The organism is Vibrio sp. Vb1337, from assembly GCF_033338715.1.
Classification (GTDB): Bacteria; Pseudomonadota; Gammaproteobacteria; order Enterobacterales; family Vibrionaceae; genus Vibrio; species Vibrio alginolyticus.
In genome coordinates this window covers 31624-48677 of record NZ_JAWOTD010000024.1, presented here as the reverse complement: position 1 = coordinate 48677, position 17054 = coordinate 31624, and the positions used below count along the sequence as shown (strand labels likewise).

Here is a 17054-nt window from a genome sequence, read left to right as displayed (position 1 = left end):
TGAATGGGACCAGTAATAAAAGCTTAAGTTACTTGGCGAACTTCTTGAAAGGTGCATCAACCGGGGTGTCAGCTAGGTGATTGGTGTAGTTACTCATCACTTTTTGCGCTAGACCAAGAACAATTTCAAGCAGTTGCTGCTGTCCGTAACCCGCCGCAAAGAATTTCTCTATCTGAGACTCTTCAACTACACCACGTTGGCGCACCATTTGAAGCGTTGTCTCTCGTAGTGTTTCAAGTTTTTCGTCTGCCAATGGTGTTTGGTTGACGAGAGCATCGACAATCTCCTGATCCACTTTCATTGACGCCGCGATCGCACTATGAGCAGGAACGCAGTAGTGACAACCATGTTCAACGTTGATGGTTTGCCATACGACGGTCAATTCTTCTGCGTTAAATGATGTTTGTTGAAAGAGCTCATGCACAACTTGATAACCCTCAAGCAAGGTTGGCGCTTCAGCCATAACAGCATGAAGATTTGGTAGCATGCCAAACGCTTTGACTGAATTTTCAATCAGGTGCTTTGATCCTTCGGGTGCGTTTTCTGCGGTATACAGTTTAAATTCTGCCATGTTTAAATCTCCTGTAATTGGATATGAGCGGATTAGGCAAGAACAGGATAGTTGATTTTGAGCGGTCGCTCAATATAAAATTGAGCATATGTTCAAAATTGATAATTACTCATGGCGAATACAAAGAAATTCCAACGTGATGAAGTGGTGAAAGCCGCCTCGGATCTATTCTGGAAGAAAGGTTTTCATGCAACATCTACACGTGATTTACAAGATAGCGTGAATCTGCGTCCTGGAAGTATTTATGCGACGTTTGGGTCAAAAGAGGGGCTATATTGTGAAGCGCTAAAAATGTACGTTGCGAACTTACAAGCCCTGTTTGAGTTGCATTTAGCTCAGAACACAACGGTTCTAGATGCAATAGAAGCTTTCGCGATTGATGTGGTTATCAATCAGCGAGACTCCAATCCCAGTGAAGTGTGCATGTTAGTCAAATCAGCAAGTGAATTTGCTGAGGATTTTAATGCGCTGCGCAATCAAACAAACAGCTTAGCAAACCAATTTGAATCTTTTCTTGCAAAGCTGTTTGAGCGAGCAATCGAGAATGGCGAAATTGAAGCTCAGGATACATTGCTTCTTGCTCAGTTGTTCCAGGTTCAGTTTACGGGTATACGAGCCTACTCATACCGTAGTGATGATGTAACCTTAAAGACGTTGATCTCTATTATGGTGGACAGCTTCCGCGGTAACGTATCAAAAACAGAAAGCTGAATGAGGCTGCTCAAAGTCAACGTCCCTAAATCAACGGCTTGAACTAAGCGAGCTCAAATAAAACCGTTATCGGGGTTCGATATCGATAAAAAATGACCACGATGCTTCGTGGTCATTTTTATGCAAATTAACTTGCAATGAACAACAACGGCTTATTAAAAGCGAAACTCTTCTAAGTTATTGCTGCTTTCTAACATTTTTTCAGCCACATAACGATGCGTTGCTGTGGTTGGGTGAGTCACATCCCAGAACACGAACTTATCTGCGCCAGATGCTGCACATTCAGAACGTAATGAGTGAGTGTACATGTAGTCAACAGAGGATGAACGGTTGATGTCTAAGCAAGGGTCGCTTGCATTTACGAAACCGTGTTCTTCTGGTGCCGAGGTTAACTTCTCAAACAGTGCGTGTGTATCAAACAATGCGATGTTGTAGCCTTGGGCTTTGTAGTACATCGCTTGTGCTTTGATGAACTCGTTCATTTTCAATACTTTCGCACGAATCGTTTCAATTTCTTCCTGTGTTGAGTATTTGAACTGTGGTGCTTTGGTTGCATCTGGCAGTGTCATCAACATGAAGTTCTTCGCGCCAGCGTCTGTTAAACGAATCAGAGCTTCAGCGTAATCCGCTTTTACTTCCGGCACGCTACGGTTGTAGTTCATGAAATCATTTAAACCAAACTCTAACGTAAACAATGTGTTAGCAGGGTTGTAGTTCTTCGCCAGCTTTGTGTAGGTTAAGTAAGAAGAAACTTGTTCGCCGACACCAGTTAGCGCGATGTATTGGTTTTCACCTGCTGCGCCACCAACTGCCCAGTTGTATAGCGGTAAGTTTTTGGCTTTAGCAACGTATTCCGTCCAAACAAAACCGTTTGAGAAGTGACCCAAGAACCAGCTATTCGGGTTAGGGAAGCGCCATTGGGACGCGTTAAAGATGTTGCCTGTATCAGACAAGCTATCGCCCAAAGCCACTACTTTGTTTATCTGATCTGGTTGCATTGCAGCATCATTGCTCCAGATCGTGTGGTTATAAGAATAACGATTGTCGGCAGCAAAAAATGTAATGTCTGCGTTCTCGTTCGCTAGATCTAGTGTTTCTTCACAACGCTGGCGAATTACGTTTTGTGAGGTATTGGTGTAGAACATGTTTTTAAGTGAAACAGAGCTCCACCAATAACCATCGATAGTGAAGTCACTACCATCTTTGTTTTTTGCCCATTTCCAATCGGTAGCCGCATCGTCCTTAGAGTGGCTCGTACGATACCAGCATCGAACGTACGTATAAGTTTGATTTTCTTGCGCGCTAACCACTTCAGCCGCAGAAACCATTGCTGGTGATAAAGTTGGCTCCTCTGCAATGGCGGAGGCAAGCGGAAGTAATGCAGTTAATAGTGTGATTGTTTTTTTCATCATTCACTCTTCTTGTAATGGTTATTGTTCCGAATGCGTGAATACGCTCGGCTATAACAGTATTTAGATGAGAATTTTTCTCACTAAACCTTCTAATTCTGAGTAAATGCTCAAGACAGTCAACAACTAAATATTCAATATTTCAGTTTTGGCACCACGGTCAAAAAATCCATTCAGCATAGCAATCGATTAAATGGGTGATATTTAGAATAATTACTCACTAACATTAATTTAACATTCACTTTTTGTTAATTAAGTAATTGCTTTATAAGGTTTTGTCGGTGATTTTTAATGTTAACTTAAAGTGTTTATTGAATGATCTTTTGTACAAATTTGTATATTCATGAAACAAATTGTTTGGCATTTTTGCTCTGTAAACTATAGCTGAAGCTCTCATGCAAACATCATGGTGATGACTTTTCATGAGAATATAGTGAATAAAAATTAGCTCAAATAAGGAATAGGGCAAATGCACTACACAACAAGTAAAAAACAAGGCTTATTTTCGTTGTCTGCCGTAGCAATAGCACTGACCACTTCGATGTCAGCGTTTGCGGCTCCACCAATGGGATTTGATGAATCTAAGTTACCGACGAAGTACATCGTCAAATTCAAAGAAGATGCAGTCAGCCGTTCTTCAATGGGTGGTAACTCATTCTGGGGGCCACGAATCGCGCAGGAGTCTGTTCTAGAACAGGTGAAGGCACGTAAGGTGGAAAAACTAGGCAATCGCGCCATTTACAGCGTTGAATTGGATGGCGATGACTTAGAGCCGCTTCGCAATCGTAGTGATGTGGAATACGTGGAAGTCGATCCACCTCGCTATTTGCTCAGCGAAACGACCCCATGGGGATATGAAGCGGTTAATGCTCAACTGCTAGCTGACTTCAATGCGGGTAATCGCACTGTATGTATTATCGATTCAGGGTACGACATTTCGCACAACGACCTAAGCGGTAACCGCGTTGCTGGTACTAACGATAGTGGTACGGGATCATGGAGTGATCCGGGTAACAACAATGCCCACGGTACTCACGTCGCGGGTACGATTGCTGCGATTGCCAACACCGAAGGTGTAAAGGGTGTGATGCCAAACCAGAATGTTAATTTGCACATCGTGAAAGTATTTAACGAATCGGGTTGGGGTTACTCATCTGGGCTTGTTAAAGCTATCCAGACCTGTGCCGATAATGGTGCTAACGTTGTGAACATGAGCCTTGGTGGTAGTCAATCAAGCCGAACTGAGCAAAATGCACTGCAAAATATTTACGATCAAGGCGTTCTATTGATCGCCGCTGCGGGTAATGATGGCAATACAGCGCACAGCTATCCAGCTTCTTATGACTCAGTGATGTCTGTTGCGGCTGTTGATAATCAAAATGATCATGCAGCGTTCTCACAATCTACTAATCAAGTTGAGATCTCAGGCCCGGGTGTGGCGATCTTATCAACGGTTACGGTAGGTGAAGGTAAACTTTCTGATATTACCTTGAATGGTGTCAGTCAGTTTGATCGTGGGATTGTTCCTCACAATCGTTTGATCAATAACGGTTCTTCGTATGTTCCGGATCCAATCGCGGGTTCAGTAACGGCAACGCTAGATAGCTGTGATGTCTCTGGCGGTAACGTTAACTGTGGTGATATGTCGGGCAAAATTTGTTTGACTGAGCGTATCGGCAACCAGTCTTCAGGAAACTACCCTGAAGTAGATGCGGTTCAGGCTTGTTACAATGCGGGTGCGCGAGCTGCAATCGTGTACAGCAACTCTGAACTACCTGGTTTACAAAACCCTTTCTTGGTAGACACAAACAACGCTTATCGTATGGTTTCGGTAACGGTTGATCGTGCATTTGGTCAAGAGCTGTTGGGGTATGTTGGTCAGGAAATTACTGTTGCAACAACCTCTGGTGAAGATTACGAGTACTACAATGGTACATCAATGGCGACACCGCACGTAACGGGCGTAGCTGGCTTGGTGTGGAGTTACCACCCAACCTGTACCGCAGCGCAAGTACGTAATGCCCTAGTGAAAACTGCAACAGATATTGATGTTGCTGGTCGAGACAACCGTACTGGCCACGGCCTAGTTAATGCTGAAGCGGCGAAGCTGTTCTTGGACGCTGGCTGTAATGGACCTGATGGTGGTAGCTCTTCGGACTCTAGCTTCTCAAATACCAGCCCTGTTGCGATTCCAGATAATAAATCTTCTGGCGCAATCAGTGCAGTAGAAGTCGATCGCTCTGGTGATTCAGGCACAGTAAGTATTGACGTTGATATTAGCCACACTTACATCGGTGATCTACGAGTGACTTTAACGTCACCGACTGGTGGAGAAGTTGTACTTCACAATAATACTGGCGGCAGCGCTAACGATATAAAAAACACGTTCCAAGCGGATTTTTCTGGCTTTGAATCGCAAGGTACATGGGAACTAAAAGCGGTGGACAGTGCCAGAAGAGACACAGGCACCATCAACAGTTGGACTCTGACCTTTCAATAAGGAGTGGCTATGAAGAAGTTGACCTTACTTTCTTTGTCTGCGGTAGGCGCTACCGCACTATTGGCAATCGGACTGAGCTCAAGCAGCTTGGCAAACAATCAAGGATTTCCTCTCGTGGATGAACGCCAAGATCAAGCCGAGCAGCAACCTGCACGTTACTTTGTTAAGTATCATGAAGGAAAAGAGAGCGAAGTGAGAGCGCTTCTTCGTCAGCACAACATTGAAGTGGTCGATGCTCTGGTGAAACAACATGTGTTGATTGTGGTGGGTGAACAGGCGGAAGTCGATAAGCTCGCGGATCACGATGCGGTCGAATACACTGAGCAAGAGCCGACAAGAAAGCTGCTATCTAACGGAAATACGCTTCAATAAGCCAAACCTCCTTAAGATAGTGCCAAAAAGAAAAACGCCCCTCACGTGAGGGGCGTTTGTTTTCTTTCTACGATTGTTTTCTATGATTATTTTTTATGACTGGTTTCTTCTAAAGCCAGTCGTTTGCTATGACGAGATATTCTTGAAGATTGATGCCGATGAGCCTATTCGCGCATCAATCAAGTCAGTTATCAGCTAGTTATATTCAGACTAACTACTTAGCGAACAATCAGACCCAGTAGGATACCAACAGCGCCGAAGTCTGCGTCACTAAAGGTCGTGTTAGCAAAGCCTAGGTCACCCAGTACTGGCATTAGGAATACTGGTAGGAAGGTAATCAGTAGACCTTGTGCAAAAGCACCCAAGATTGCACCGCGACGACCACCTGTAGCGTTACCAAATACACCTGCCGCTGCACCTACAAAGAAGTGTGGAACGACACCAGGGATAATCACAGTAAGCCCCATCACGTAAAGTAGGAACATACCCAAAAGACCCGCCGCAAAGCTCGATAGGAAGCCAACCAATACTGCGTTTGGTGCGTATGGGAATACAACCGGACAATCAAGCGCAGGTTTCGCGTTTGGTACTAGTTTGTCTGAGATGCCTTTAAACGCCGGAACGATTTCTGCGATAACCATACGTACACCTTGAAGGATAACGTACACACCACCGGCGAATGTGATGGATTGCATCAGCGCGAACATGAACCAGTGCTTACCACCGCTAACTTCGCGTACAAAGTCACCGCCAGCGAAGATACACGTCACCATAAAGATGATGCCCATGGTGAACGAGATTGCTACTGGCGTATCACGTAGGAACAACAAGCTCTTAGGTACGTTCATCTCTTCAGTAGAGTGTTCTTTGTTACCGAACTTGCTGCCAATAAAGCCCGCTAGCACGTAAGAAAGGGTAGAGAAGTGACCAATCGCAACGTCGTCAGAACCTGTTACTTGCTTCATGTACTTGTGAACAATCGCAGGGAAGAACACCATCACAGAGCCCACAACCAGAGAGCCAAGTGCGATCAGTGGAACACCTTTCATGCCGCTAGAAGCAAGGATCGCCGCTACCATCATCGACATAAATAGCGTGTGGTGACCTGTTAGGAAGATGAATTTCCATGGCGTGAAGCGAGCGATCAAGATGTTCACTAACATACCGAAGAACATGATCATCGCCATCTCTTTACCAAACGCTTCTTGCGCGATAGAGACGATAGCTTCGTTGTTTGGAACCACGCCAGTGATGCCGAACGCGTGTTGGAAAATCGTCGCAAAGTCACCCAGAGAAGTTACAACCAGACCTGCACCTGCACCAAGCACGATGAAACCAAGAATGGTTTTTACCGTGCCTTTAATGCACTCGGTGACCGGTTTTTTCTGGGCAATTAAGCCGATTAGGGCGATAAGACCTACCAGAACCGCCGGCTCTGATAGGACATCGTTCATTAAGAAACTGAAAAATTCCATAACGCCACCTTATAGAGCGCCAAGCTCTTGAAGTGCCACAGATAGACGCTCTTTCATTGCCACTTTGTCGACCATGTTATCAAGCGCAACGATGCGTGGTTCAACGCCCAGTGCGTTCAACTGCTCAACGATGTCGTTAGTACCGATGAAGATGTCACAATCCGTACCTTTTGCAGAACCTAGATCGATATGATCCACTTCTGCGTTTACATTCAATTCTTTCACGATGCCTTTGATGCTCATTTCCATCATTAGGCTAGTACCAAGACCGTGACCGCAAACAACCATAATTTTCATAATTCAGACCTTTTCTTTTTATAGGGGTGTATGCCCATTTTGAAGGACACATCAGGAGTTAGTATTTTTCGATGATCGCAAGAACATCTTGTGTGTTTTGAGCGGAGCAGATGGCTTCTACATGCTCTTCATTCATAAACAACTCAGCCAGTTTAGAAATCGCATCCACGTGCGAGTTACTGTCTGTCGCGGCTAGCGTAACCAGCATTTTCACTGGGTCGTTACCTTCAGAATCGAAGTTCACGCCGTTTTGAATCACCGTGATAGCAAGAGACAAACGGTTAACGCCATCTTCAGGGCGAGCGTGTGGCATTGCCATACCAGGACCTACCACGTAGTAAGGACCGAGCTCTTCGTGTGAGCGGTAAATAGCGTCCACGTAGCTTGGATCAATCGCGCCATTTTCAATCAGTGCTTCACAGGATTTGCTCACCGCATCTTTCCAGTCAGTAGCATCAGAATGGATGCGAATCACATCAGAGGTAATCAGTTCACGTAGCATTGGATCTTTCCGGTTTGTTGTTTTGTTGATGGGTACTTTATCGATCAATTTGTCAGAAAAACCTGAGAATGATCACAAATGGTAGCGCTATCTGATAGCGCTATCATAAACTGTGATAGCGCTACCATTTTTATCAGTCATCCGAGTTTCATATGCTTGTGATCGACTTCTAATGCGCTAATATCAAAACCACTAAAACGCTGTGGTAAGATGTCGCGGCAGAAAATAGAGAACACTAAATAAGAACAATGAGCGAACCTCGCAAACGAAGAAGTACTGGCAATGTCACCTTGGCGGACGTCGCTAAAAAAGCCGGCGTAGGCACCATGACGGTGTCGAGAGCATTACGAACACCCGAGCTAGTATCTGACAAGCTGAGAGAAAAGATTCAACAAGTGGTTGATGAGCTCGGCTATATCCCGAATAAAGCGGCAGGGGCTTTGGCGTCTGCTGAAAGTTACTCCATCGCTCTTATCATTCCTTCCCTGTTTGAAAAAGCGTGCGCGCTTTTCTTACCGAGCTTTCAACAAGCGTTGAACAAAGCGGGTTATCAGTTACTGCTTGGCTACAGCGACTACTCGGTAGAGCAAGAAGAGAAACTGCTTTCGACATTTCTTGAGAGCCGCCCAGCCGGAGTCGTGCTGTTTGGTAATGAACACAGCCAACGTACTAATCAGCTTTTGGAAGCCTCGAACACGCCAGTATTGGAAATTGCTGAGTTAAGTTCGAAAGCCAGTTACCTCAATATCGGTGTTGACCATTTTGAGGTGGGTAAAGCCTGTACCAAGCATGTGATTGAGCAAGGCTTCAAGAACGTGGGCTTCATTGGTGCGCGTGGGGATCACTCCACTTTGCAACGTAAGCTACACGGCTGGCAAAGCGCGATGATTGAGAACTACCTTGCACCGGATCATTTCTTAACCACCCACGAAGCGCCATCTTCACAATTAGGTGCGGAAGGGTTGGCAAAGTTATTGCTGCGCGATTCAAGTTTGAATGCTCTGGTATGTAGCCATGAAGAGATTGCGATTGGCGCGTTGTTTGAGTGTCATCGCCGAGTGCTGAAAGTCCCGACTGACATTGCGATTATCTGTTTGGAAGGCTCTTCTATGGGTGAGCACGCCTATCCAAGTTTGACCTGTGCGGAATTCGACTACGAACGCATGGGGACGAAAGCCGCAGACAAGTTACTGCAAGCCATTAAAGGTGAGCCTGTAGAGCATGCAACGGATATGGGCTTTAAGCTAAAACGCCGAGCGAGTACTGCGATCAACTAATGTAATTTGGTTAGCGACAAAACGCGATACAAAAAACCTCTCGATGCTGAGAGGTTTTTTATGCGTGAGAATAGTGACTGTCGACTAAGGACGCTCACCTGCCGCTAGGCGACGTTCGATATCTGCAACCACTTCAGGGAAGTCAGCAATGGTGTCGATGAGGTAGTGCGGCGAGCTCTTGAGCAATTTTGCACGCGCTTTTTCACGAGCGGCATTAAGTGTTGCTTCGTCCGCGGCTTGGTATTCTTCAAACGTTAGACCTGCTTCGTTACCAGAAAGCAGCAAACCAACGGTCCACATACCGGCGTTGTGACCTTCATCGATGCCCGGTGCGGCGTCATCCACTTTGATACACGCATTAACGTCGGTAACATTCAGCTCAATCACGTTTTTCAGTGCCATAAATGGTGCAGGGCGACCACCTTGCGGCAGGTCATCCGTTGCTACCACGTAATCTGGTTTGTAGCCGTAATCCGCTGCCACTGGAATCAGTACGTCCATCACTTCGCGAGGGTAACCAGAACAAGAACCGATCTTGATGCCTTTGTCTTTCAGGCTGTTCACAACTTCAATCGCATTAAGGATTGGCTCTGCGTGGTCAGCCACTTTTGCTTTTTGCAGCGGCATGAATGCTGCGTAGATAGCATCGATGTCTTCGCTGGTCATTGAGCGACCAAACTTCTCATTCCAGCGCTTATCAACTGCAGGAATACGACCCACAGCTTGGATGTGATCCCACTTACCAAGACCCATTGGTTCGCGCGCTTCTTCAAGGTCGATTTCAAAATCAAAGCCTTGTTTGAATGCTTCCACAAAGATGCTGGTTGGCGCAAAAGAGCCGAAATCGACGATAGTGCCAGCCCAGTCAAAGATCACTGCTTGAATTGGTGAGTTGCTCATGTTCAATCCTTTTTCTTGCTTGCCAGAGCGCTGCCTACACGTTGGAACCGCGCTCTGGATAAATTGGTTTTTGTTGAGGTTAGAAGTAGTTAAAGTCTTTACACACTTTGGCGATGGCTTCTTCGAAGATCGCCAACGCTTCTGTCAGCTGTTCGCGAGTGATAATCAGCGGTGGGCTGAGTTGAATCACGTTACCTTGCGACACCTTGAAGCTCACACCATTGTTGAGGCATTGGTACAACACAGCTTCCGCTTCGTCATACGCGCGTGCTTTGCTTTCGTGGTCGGTGACCAGTTCAATACCCCACAACATGCCAATGCCACGCACATCACCAATCACTGGGTATTTGGCTTTCATCTCTAGCAGCTTTTCACGCATGAACTGGCTGTCAGCTTTGGCTTTATCTAGCAAGCCGTCTTGCTCAATAGCTTCCATGGTTGCCAGTGCCGCAGCACAACCGATAGGGCTTTTCTCATGAGTGTAATGACCCATTGAGATTTGCTCGGCGGTGTTGTATTTGTCTTTGGTTACCATGGCTGCAATAGGCACTAAGCCACCACCCAAACCTTTACCGATGCAGAGCATATCTGGCTCGATGTCGTAGGCTTGGTAGGTAAACCATTCACCGCTGCGACCCATGCCGTTAGGAATGTCGTCGATGATCAACATGACATTGTGTTTGTCACAGATTTCTCGAATGCGTTTCCAGTAGGCTTTGCTCGGCACTTGTACGTCGGTATTACGAACTGCTTCTGCGATAAACGCGCCCACGCCGCCTTCTTTCTCAATCACGTATTCGAGGTAATCGGCGTAATGCACATCGCTGCCGTCCGCGACTGGGAAAGCACCACGGTAAGATACGGCTGGTGGGATGCGCTCAACACCTGCCATTAATGGTCCCATACCTTGGCGGAAACACGCTTCGCCGCCCACTGAGATGGCATCCAACGATGCGCCGTGGAAGGAATCCCACAGAGACACCACCTTGTAGTTGCCCGTGATGTGGCGCGCTAGTTTAAGTGCCATGCCAACCGCAGATGTGCCACCCGGAGCAAACAGCACGCGGTTCAATTCGCCGCCACAGATTTGGGTGAGCTTTTCGGCACATTCAATTGCGGTCTCGTTGGTAAAACGACGTGGTGAAAACGGCAGTTTGGCAATTTGCTCTTGCACGCGTTTAATCACATGCGGGTGAGCATAGCCCAGCTGATGGACGTTATTGCCATGGAAGTCCATGTACTTTTTGCCGGTAGCATCTTGGATATAGATGCCTTCTGCTGCTTCCAATGTATCCAAGCAAGGTGTCGACATAGCTTGATGAAGAAAGACCTCTGAATCACGCTTCAATAATGCTTGCGTGCGTTTGTCGTCCATCGATGCATTCCAAGCTTGGCGCGCTGGTGTTGTGTTGACATCGCCTTCGCTGCGGAAATGGGTCGGTTTGATATTCTGAGTCATAACGCTCTCTCAATCAGAAGGCTGCTTTACGCAACTTGCCAATACATTGCTTTTTCAATCGCACCGATTAAGCGCTCGATATCTGCTGGGTAAACTTCACCAATGTTGCCGATGCGGAAGCAATCTGCGTTCGATACCTTACCCGGATAGATCACGAAGCCCTGCTCTTTCAAACGTGTGTAGAACGCTTTGAACTGGTAATCACTGTGCGTCGGAGAGTAGAAAGAAGTGATGATTGGCGAATGAAGGTCATCACTCAGTAGTGGTTCGAAACCCAGAGAACGCATTCCTGCAACCAGTGTTTTCTGGTTAGTTTGGTAACGGTGATGACGCGCTTCAATGCCGCCCTCTTGTTCCAGTTCTAACAAGGCTTGGTAGAAAGCGCGAACTGTGTGCGTTGGAGACGTGAAACGCCATTTGCCGTGGTTCACTTCCATACAGTGCCACTGGTCGTAAAGATCAAGGCTCAAAGAACGCGCCTGACCTTGGCACTTTTCTAGCTCAGTTTGTTTCGCAATCACAAAGCCAAAACCCGGTACGCCTTGAATACATTTGTTTGCAGAGCTGATCATAAAATCGATGCCTAGCTCTGCGATATCGATAGGAATGCCACCAAAGCTCGACATGGCATCGAGAATCACGACTTTACCGTGTGCTTTTGCCGCAGAAGCAAATGCCTCAATTGGGTTGAGCATGCCAGTGGTTGTCTCGCAATGAACAATCGCCACGTGTGTGATTGTAGGATCCGATGCCAATGCAGTTTCCACCTCGTTCAAGTGTGGCTGTGATGTTTCGCCTGGGGAAACTACATGGCATGGAATATTTAGGTAATCAGCGATCTGAGCGATACGCGCACCGTAAGCGCCGTTGTCGACAACCAACAATTTTCCATCTTTGCCAATGGCGCTGCCAATCGTCGCTTCTACTGATGCGGTGCCGCTACCTTGCATTAGTACGCTGGTGTAGCCGTCTTGCTCCGTCGCTAGTGTTACAAGCTTAGTGCGGATCACTTCTACAATGTCTTTGTTGTATTCATCATCCCAAGTACACCAGTCTTTTAGCATGGCTTCACGTACTGTTTCAGAAGTAGATAGAGGACCTGGAGTCAGTAGTAGGTATTCGTTTTTCATCTCGATTTCCATCAGAATAGGCTAATTGGTCTACACCAAATTTCAAGTTCACTCTAGCGAGGAAGAAAAGGGCAGTAAATAGGCGAATATCCAATTTCATAAAACTTTAATATCCAGAAAATGGCGGATCAATTGAACGATTATTCATCGAAAATTTTCGTAAAACTGCCATTTAATGGTCATGATTTCGTCACAAAGGCTCAGTAGGGTGTATATCGTCAACTGGTACAGACCAAATGAAAACTTAGCCAAATTAACTGGAGAAAATGATGAAAAACCGTTTGATGAAAGGATCGCTGGCTGCACTTGTCTCTCTGCTAGCTACGAATGCAATGGCAGCACAGGAAGTCACGGTTTACACCGCTTTCGAAACTGACATTCTTGCGAAATACAAGTCTGCATTTGAGAAAGATAACCCAGATATCAAGATTAAGTGGGTTCGCGATTCCACCGGTATCATGACGGCGAAATTGCTGGCAGAAAAGAACAACCCTCAAGCGGAAGTGGTTTGGGGTCTTGCTGGCTCGTCAATGGCACTGCTTAAAGATGAAGGTCTTCTTAAGCCTTACACACCAAAAGGTTTGGAAGAGCTGCACGCGAACCTAAACGACCCTCAATCAAACCAAGCTTGGTTCGGTAACGATGCGTTCTTTAACGCAGTTTGTTTCAACGAAGCGGTAGCGAAACAACTTAACCTACCGAAACCAACGTCTTGGGAAGACCTAACGAAGCCGGTTTACAAAGGTCACATTGCAATGCCGAACCCAGCGTCTTCAGGCACTGGCTACATGCAGGTTTCTGCTTGGCTACAAAACATGGGTGAAGATCAGGCATGGAACTACATGCGTGACTTAGACAAGAACATTGCACACTACACGCACTCTGGCTCTAAGCCATGTGTTCAAGCGGGTATGGGTGAAGTGGCTATCGGTATTTCTATGGCGAGCCGCGGCGCGAAGCTGAAAACACAAGGTGCGCCACTAGCGGTTATCACACCAAAAGGCATCGGCTGGGAATCAGAAGCCGTTGGTCTTGTAAAAGAGTCGGATGCAGCGAAGCGCGTTGTCGACTGGTCAATCTCTAAAGCAGCAAACGAGCTTTACGTAGAAATGTATCCGGTGGTTGCACATAAAGAAGTGAAAGCGACTGTGTCTAACTTCCCTAATGTTCAAGAGAACATGGCGAAGATGGACTTCGCGCAAATGGGCAGTAAGCGTGCAGAGATTCTAGCAGCATGGTCTGAGAAGTTCGATGCGAAATCAGAGCCAAAATCTTAATTGAATTTGCTTTGAGTTGAATGCTGAAATCCACCTCGGTTGAGGTGGATTTTTATTTTGTTTTCTCTTTTATTTCAGAGTTTGCTGAAAGTAGATTCCTAGTCTCACCTAGGTTCGCTGGAATGACGGACTCAAGAAAGTTGGGATCTTCTATCCACACTCACCACGTCATTCTCGAGAGTGACGAAGGAGTGAGTCGGGAATCTCTAATTGTCACCTAAACAAACCTCATCGCCCTTCATCTATTTGTCATCTTCTGGCTATAAATTTGTCATTGGAACGTAACACTCCAAAACTAAAGTTGGTATATACCATTTGGAGCGTGTGTTATGTCAACTAACCAACATTACCTAAATATTGAAAATGTAGTGAAGCAATTCGGACAGTTCACTGCATTAAAGAAAATCTCGCTAGCGATTGAAAAGGGCGAGTTCGTTTGTTTTCTTGGTCCTTCTGGCTGCGGTAAAACCACTCTGCTACGTGCCATTGCAGGTTTAGACTTGCCAACGTCTGGTGCGATTTTTCAAAACGGTCAAGAGACCACATTCCTACCACCAGAGAAGCGCGATTTCGGCATCGTATTCCAATCTTATGCTTTGTTTCCGAACCTAACTGTGCAAGAGAATATTGCAGTGGGTTTGAAGAACCAAGGTATGCCGACCAAAGAAGCGCTAGAGAAAGTAGATTACTGGTTAGAAACCATTGGTCTTCCAACCTCTGGCGAGAAATTCCCTAACCAACTTTCTGGTGGTCAACAGCAGCGTGTAGCACTCGCTCGCGCATTAGCGTTGTCTCCGGGTCTACTGCTACTTGATGAGCCGCTGTCAGCGCTGGATGCAAAAGTACGTGTTCACTTACGTGACGAGATTTGTAAGCTGCAACGTAAGCTTGGCATCACCACCATCATGGTTACGCACGATCAGGACGAAGCGCTGTCGATGGCGGATCGTATCGTGGTAATGAACCATGGCGTGATTGAGCAAGTCGGCACACCTCAAGAGATCTACCAACAACCAGCCACGCGCTTTGTCGCTGAGTTTGTCGGCAGCATGAACTTTATTGAAACCTCAGTCGCAACGGATTCCCAAGTACGCATTGCAGAAACCTTAATGCCAGCGCCAAGCTTGACCAATCGTAAGATCGAACGTGGTGACCGCTTCGACCTTGCGGTGCGCCCTGAAAGCATCAAGTTCGTTGAAAACTACACCAATTCTTTACCTGTGCGAGTTACGGCAACCGAGTTTCTAGGGGCGTTTTTCCGCATTGATTGCGTATTGCAAAACGACAGCTCAACGAAAACCATCGTCGTGGATGTGCCTGTGGAAACGGTTCAAAAACTCAATATCAAGGCGGGCGATGTACGTTACATCCAGTTTGCTGAAGAAGGGCTGCATGGTTACGCCGTGCCCTCGGTTGATAAAGCGCTAGCAGCGTAGGTGTAAACATGGATGCGAAGACAATGACGATGAATAGCCTGACCACACAAGACAAAGCAAAATCCTTACTCGGACGTGTTAGCCGCGACAACCTTGTGTTGTTTGGTTTGCTCGCTGGTTTGTCGACCATGATGGTGCTGTTCATCTTAATGCCGCTTTGGGCAATGTTGACCAAGAGTGTGCAAAATGCCAATGGCGAATTCGTTGGTTTGGCAAACTTTGCGACGTACTTTTCCTCTTCAAGCTTATGGGTATCGGTGGGCAACACCTTCACTCTGGGCGTGATTGTGACCTCGGTAGTGGGTGCGCTTGCGTTTGGCTATGCTTACGCGCTGACTCGTTCATGCATGCCGTTTAAAGGTTTGTTTCAAATTCTAGGTACTGCGCCGATCCTTGCGCCTTCGTTGTTGCCGGCGATCAGTTTGATCTTCCTTTTCGGCAATCAAGGCATTGCTAAAGAGATGCTGTTAGGAAACTCGATTTATGGCGTGATTGGTATCTCGATGGGTTTGATTTTCTGGACCTTCCCTCATGCATTGATGATTTTGACCACTTCACTGCGCACTTCAGATGCCCGTTTGTATGAAGCAGCCCGCGCACTTAAAACTTCACCCATCAAAACTTTCTTTATGGTGACGTTACCTGCGGCGAAATACGGTTTGATCAGTACGCTTATCGTCGTCTTTACGCTGGTTATCACGGACTTTGGTGTGCCGAAAGTGATTGGGGGCAGCTACAACGTTTTGGCGACTGACATCTTCAAACAAGTTGTGGGACAGCAAAACTTTGCCATGGGTGCGGTGACCAGCATTATGCTTCTATTCCCTGCGGTAATGGCGTTCGGCGCAGACCGCTGGGTTCAGAAAAAGCAAAAGAGCTTATTTGACACTCGCTCGGTGCCTTATCAGCCAGAACCTAACAAAGCGCGCGACAGCATTTGTTTGGTTTACTGCAGCATCATTTCTATCGCAGTGCTGGCAGTGCTTGGCATGGCGGTGTATGGCTCGTTAGTGACGTTCTGGCCTTGGAACAAAGCGCTGACGCTAAACAACTACAACTTTGCTGAAATGAGCACTTACGGTTGGAGTCCATTTTTCAACTCGCTAACGTTGGCAGGTTGGACGGCAGTTATTGGTACAGCCATCATCTTTGTCGGCGCTTACTGCATTGAGAAAGGGCGTGCGTTCGGTCCAATTCGTCAAGTGATGCAAATGCTCAGCGTGGTGCCAATGGCGGTTCCGGGTATGGTGCTTGGCTTGGGTTACATCTTTTACTTCAATGACGCGAACAATCCTCTGAATGTGCTTTATGGCACCATGGCATTCTTGGTGATTAACACGGTAGTGCATTACTACACGGTGGGTCACATGACAGCCCTGACAGCGCTAAAGCAGTTACCATCGGAGATTGAAGCTACGGCAGCATCGGTGAAGCTTCCTCAATACAAGTTGTTCTTTAAAGTGACATTACCTGTGTGTTTACCTGCGATTTTGGACATTGCGACTTACTTGTTTGTTAATGCATTGACCACCACTTCTGCGGTAGTATTCCTTTACTCAACCGATACGATTCCGGCTTCGGTCTCGATTCTGAATATGGACGATGCAGGTCAAACTGGCGCTGCAGCGGCAATGGCTGTGATGATCATGATGGCTGCCGCAATTGCGAAGATTGTTCAGATGACTTTGGGTAAATTGTTAGAGAATCGCACACAAGCTTGGCGCAAAAGATAAGGACA

15 protein-coding genes are annotated in these 17054 nt (G+C 46.5%); 7 read left to right on the top strand and 8 right to left on the bottom strand.

Going from position 1 to position 17054, the window contains the following annotated elements; translation table 11 throughout:
- Nucleotides 1-28: 28 nt before the first annotated feature.
- Complete coding sequence (locus R7E42_RS20480; protein ID WP_005374097.1) at nt 29-571, bottom strand: carboxymuconolactone decarboxylase family protein; 543 nt, start codon at nt 569-571, stop codon at nt 29-31.
- A 111-nt stretch (nt 572-682) separates the two neighbouring features.
- Here R7E42_RS20480 and R7E42_RS20475 point away from each other — a divergent pair, with 111 nt between their 5' ends.
- Nucleotides 683-1282 (top strand): TetR/AcrR family transcriptional regulator, encoded by a 600-nt coding sequence (locus R7E42_RS20475; RefSeq protein WP_054728629.1) that lies wholly within the window; start codon nt 683-685, stop codon nt 1280-1282.
- A gap of 155 nt (nt 1283-1437) precedes the next feature.
- Here the strand turns inward: R7E42_RS20475 and R7E42_RS20470 are convergent, their stop codons facing one another.
- A complete protein-coding gene (locus R7E42_RS20470; RefSeq protein WP_212734047.1) occupies nt 1438-2694 on the bottom strand; it encodes an SGNH/GDSL hydrolase family protein in 1257 nt (418 codons plus the stop codon).
- A gap of 466 nt (nt 2695-3160) precedes the next feature.
- On the opposite strand from R7E42_RS20470, the gene R7E42_RS20465 reads away from it, so the two are divergent.
- Both R7E42_RS20465 and R7E42_RS20460 read left to right on the top strand, forming a co-directional pair.
- Nucleotides 3161-5191, top strand: coding sequence for a S8 family serine peptidase (locus R7E42_RS20465; RefSeq protein ID WP_053307150.1), 2031 nt, complete (start codon nt 3161-3163; stop codon nt 5189-5191).
- 9 nt (nt 5192-5200) lie between these two features.
- On the top strand, nt 5201-5563 hold the full coding sequence (locus tag R7E42_RS20460) for a hypothetical protein (RefSeq protein ID WP_005384348.1): 363 nt from the start codon (nt 5201-5203) through the stop codon (nt 5561-5563).
- 218 nt (nt 5564-5781) lie between these two features.
- On the opposite strand, the gene R7E42_RS20455 is transcribed toward R7E42_RS20460, so the two are convergent.
- From R7E42_RS20455 to R7E42_RS20445, 3 genes are read right to left on the bottom strand one after another with little or no spacing between them, the layout of a single operon-like run.
- Nucleotides 5782-7038, bottom strand: a complete 1257-nt coding sequence (locus R7E42_RS20455) for a PTS ascorbate transporter subunit IIC (RefSeq protein ID WP_138939774.1) — start codon at nt 7036-7038, stop codon at nt 5782-5784.
- A gap of 9 nt (nt 7039-7047) precedes the next feature.
- Nucleotides 7048-7335, bottom strand: a complete 288-nt coding sequence (locus R7E42_RS20450) for a PTS sugar transporter subunit IIB (protein ID WP_005374080.1) — start codon at nt 7333-7335, stop codon at nt 7048-7050.
- Between the two features lie 58 nt (nt 7336-7393).
- A complete protein-coding gene (locus R7E42_RS20445; RefSeq protein WP_138939772.1) occupies nt 7394-7837 on the bottom strand; it encodes a PTS sugar transporter subunit IIA in 444 nt (147 codons plus the stop codon).
- A 248-nt stretch (nt 7838-8085) separates the two neighbouring features.
- On the opposite strand from R7E42_RS20445, the gene R7E42_RS20440 reads away from it, so the two are divergent.
- The gene (locus R7E42_RS20440; RefSeq protein WP_005442357.1) at nt 8086-9114 is read left to right on the top strand and encodes a LacI family DNA-binding transcriptional regulator; all 1029 of its coding nucleotides are present in this window, start codon (nt 8086-8088) and stop codon (nt 9112-9114) included.
- A gap of 84 nt (nt 9115-9198) precedes the next feature.
- Here the strand turns inward: R7E42_RS20440 and phnX are convergent, their stop codons facing one another.
- From phnX to phnW, 3 genes are all read right to left on the bottom strand, one after another.
- Nucleotides 9199-10014 carry a phosphonoacetaldehyde hydrolase gene (gene phnX, locus R7E42_RS20435; RefSeq protein ID WP_077263423.1) on the bottom strand — a complete coding sequence of 272 codons (816 nt, stop codon included), beginning with the start codon at nt 10012-10014 and terminating at the stop codon, nt 9199-9201.
- Nucleotides 10015-10093: 79 nt separating this feature from the next.
- Nucleotides 10094-11473, bottom strand: coding sequence for an aspartate aminotransferase family protein (locus tag R7E42_RS20430; protein WP_258457516.1), 1380 nt, complete (start codon nt 11471-11473; stop codon nt 10094-10096).
- A gap of 26 nt (nt 11474-11499) precedes the next feature.
- Nucleotides 11500-12603, bottom strand: coding sequence for a 2-aminoethylphosphonate--pyruvate transaminase (gene phnW / locus R7E42_RS20425; protein ID WP_213963619.1), 1104 nt, complete (start codon nt 12601-12603; stop codon nt 11500-11502).
- Nucleotides 12604-12869: 266 nt separating this feature from the next.
- On the opposite strand from phnW, the gene R7E42_RS20420 reads away from it, so the two are divergent.
- From R7E42_RS20420 to R7E42_RS20410, 3 genes are all read left to right on the top strand, one after another.
- Nucleotides 12870-13880 carry a putative 2-aminoethylphosphonate ABC transporter substrate-binding protein gene (locus tag R7E42_RS20420; RefSeq protein WP_005384363.1) on the top strand — a complete coding sequence of 337 codons (1011 nt, stop codon included), beginning with the start codon at nt 12870-12872 and terminating at the stop codon, nt 13878-13880.
- Nucleotides 13881-14209: 329 nt separating this feature from the next.
- Nucleotides 14210-15316, top strand: coding sequence for a putative 2-aminoethylphosphonate ABC transporter ATP-binding protein (locus R7E42_RS20415; protein ID WP_258457517.1), 1107 nt, complete (start codon nt 14210-14212; stop codon nt 15314-15316).
- An 8-nt stretch (nt 15317-15324) separates the two neighbouring features.
- On the top strand, nt 15325-17049 hold the full coding sequence (locus R7E42_RS20410) for a putative 2-aminoethylphosphonate ABC transporter permease subunit (protein ID WP_045479901.1): 1725 nt from the start codon (nt 15325-15327) through the stop codon (nt 17047-17049).
- Nucleotides 17050-17054 lie beyond the last annotated feature (5 nt).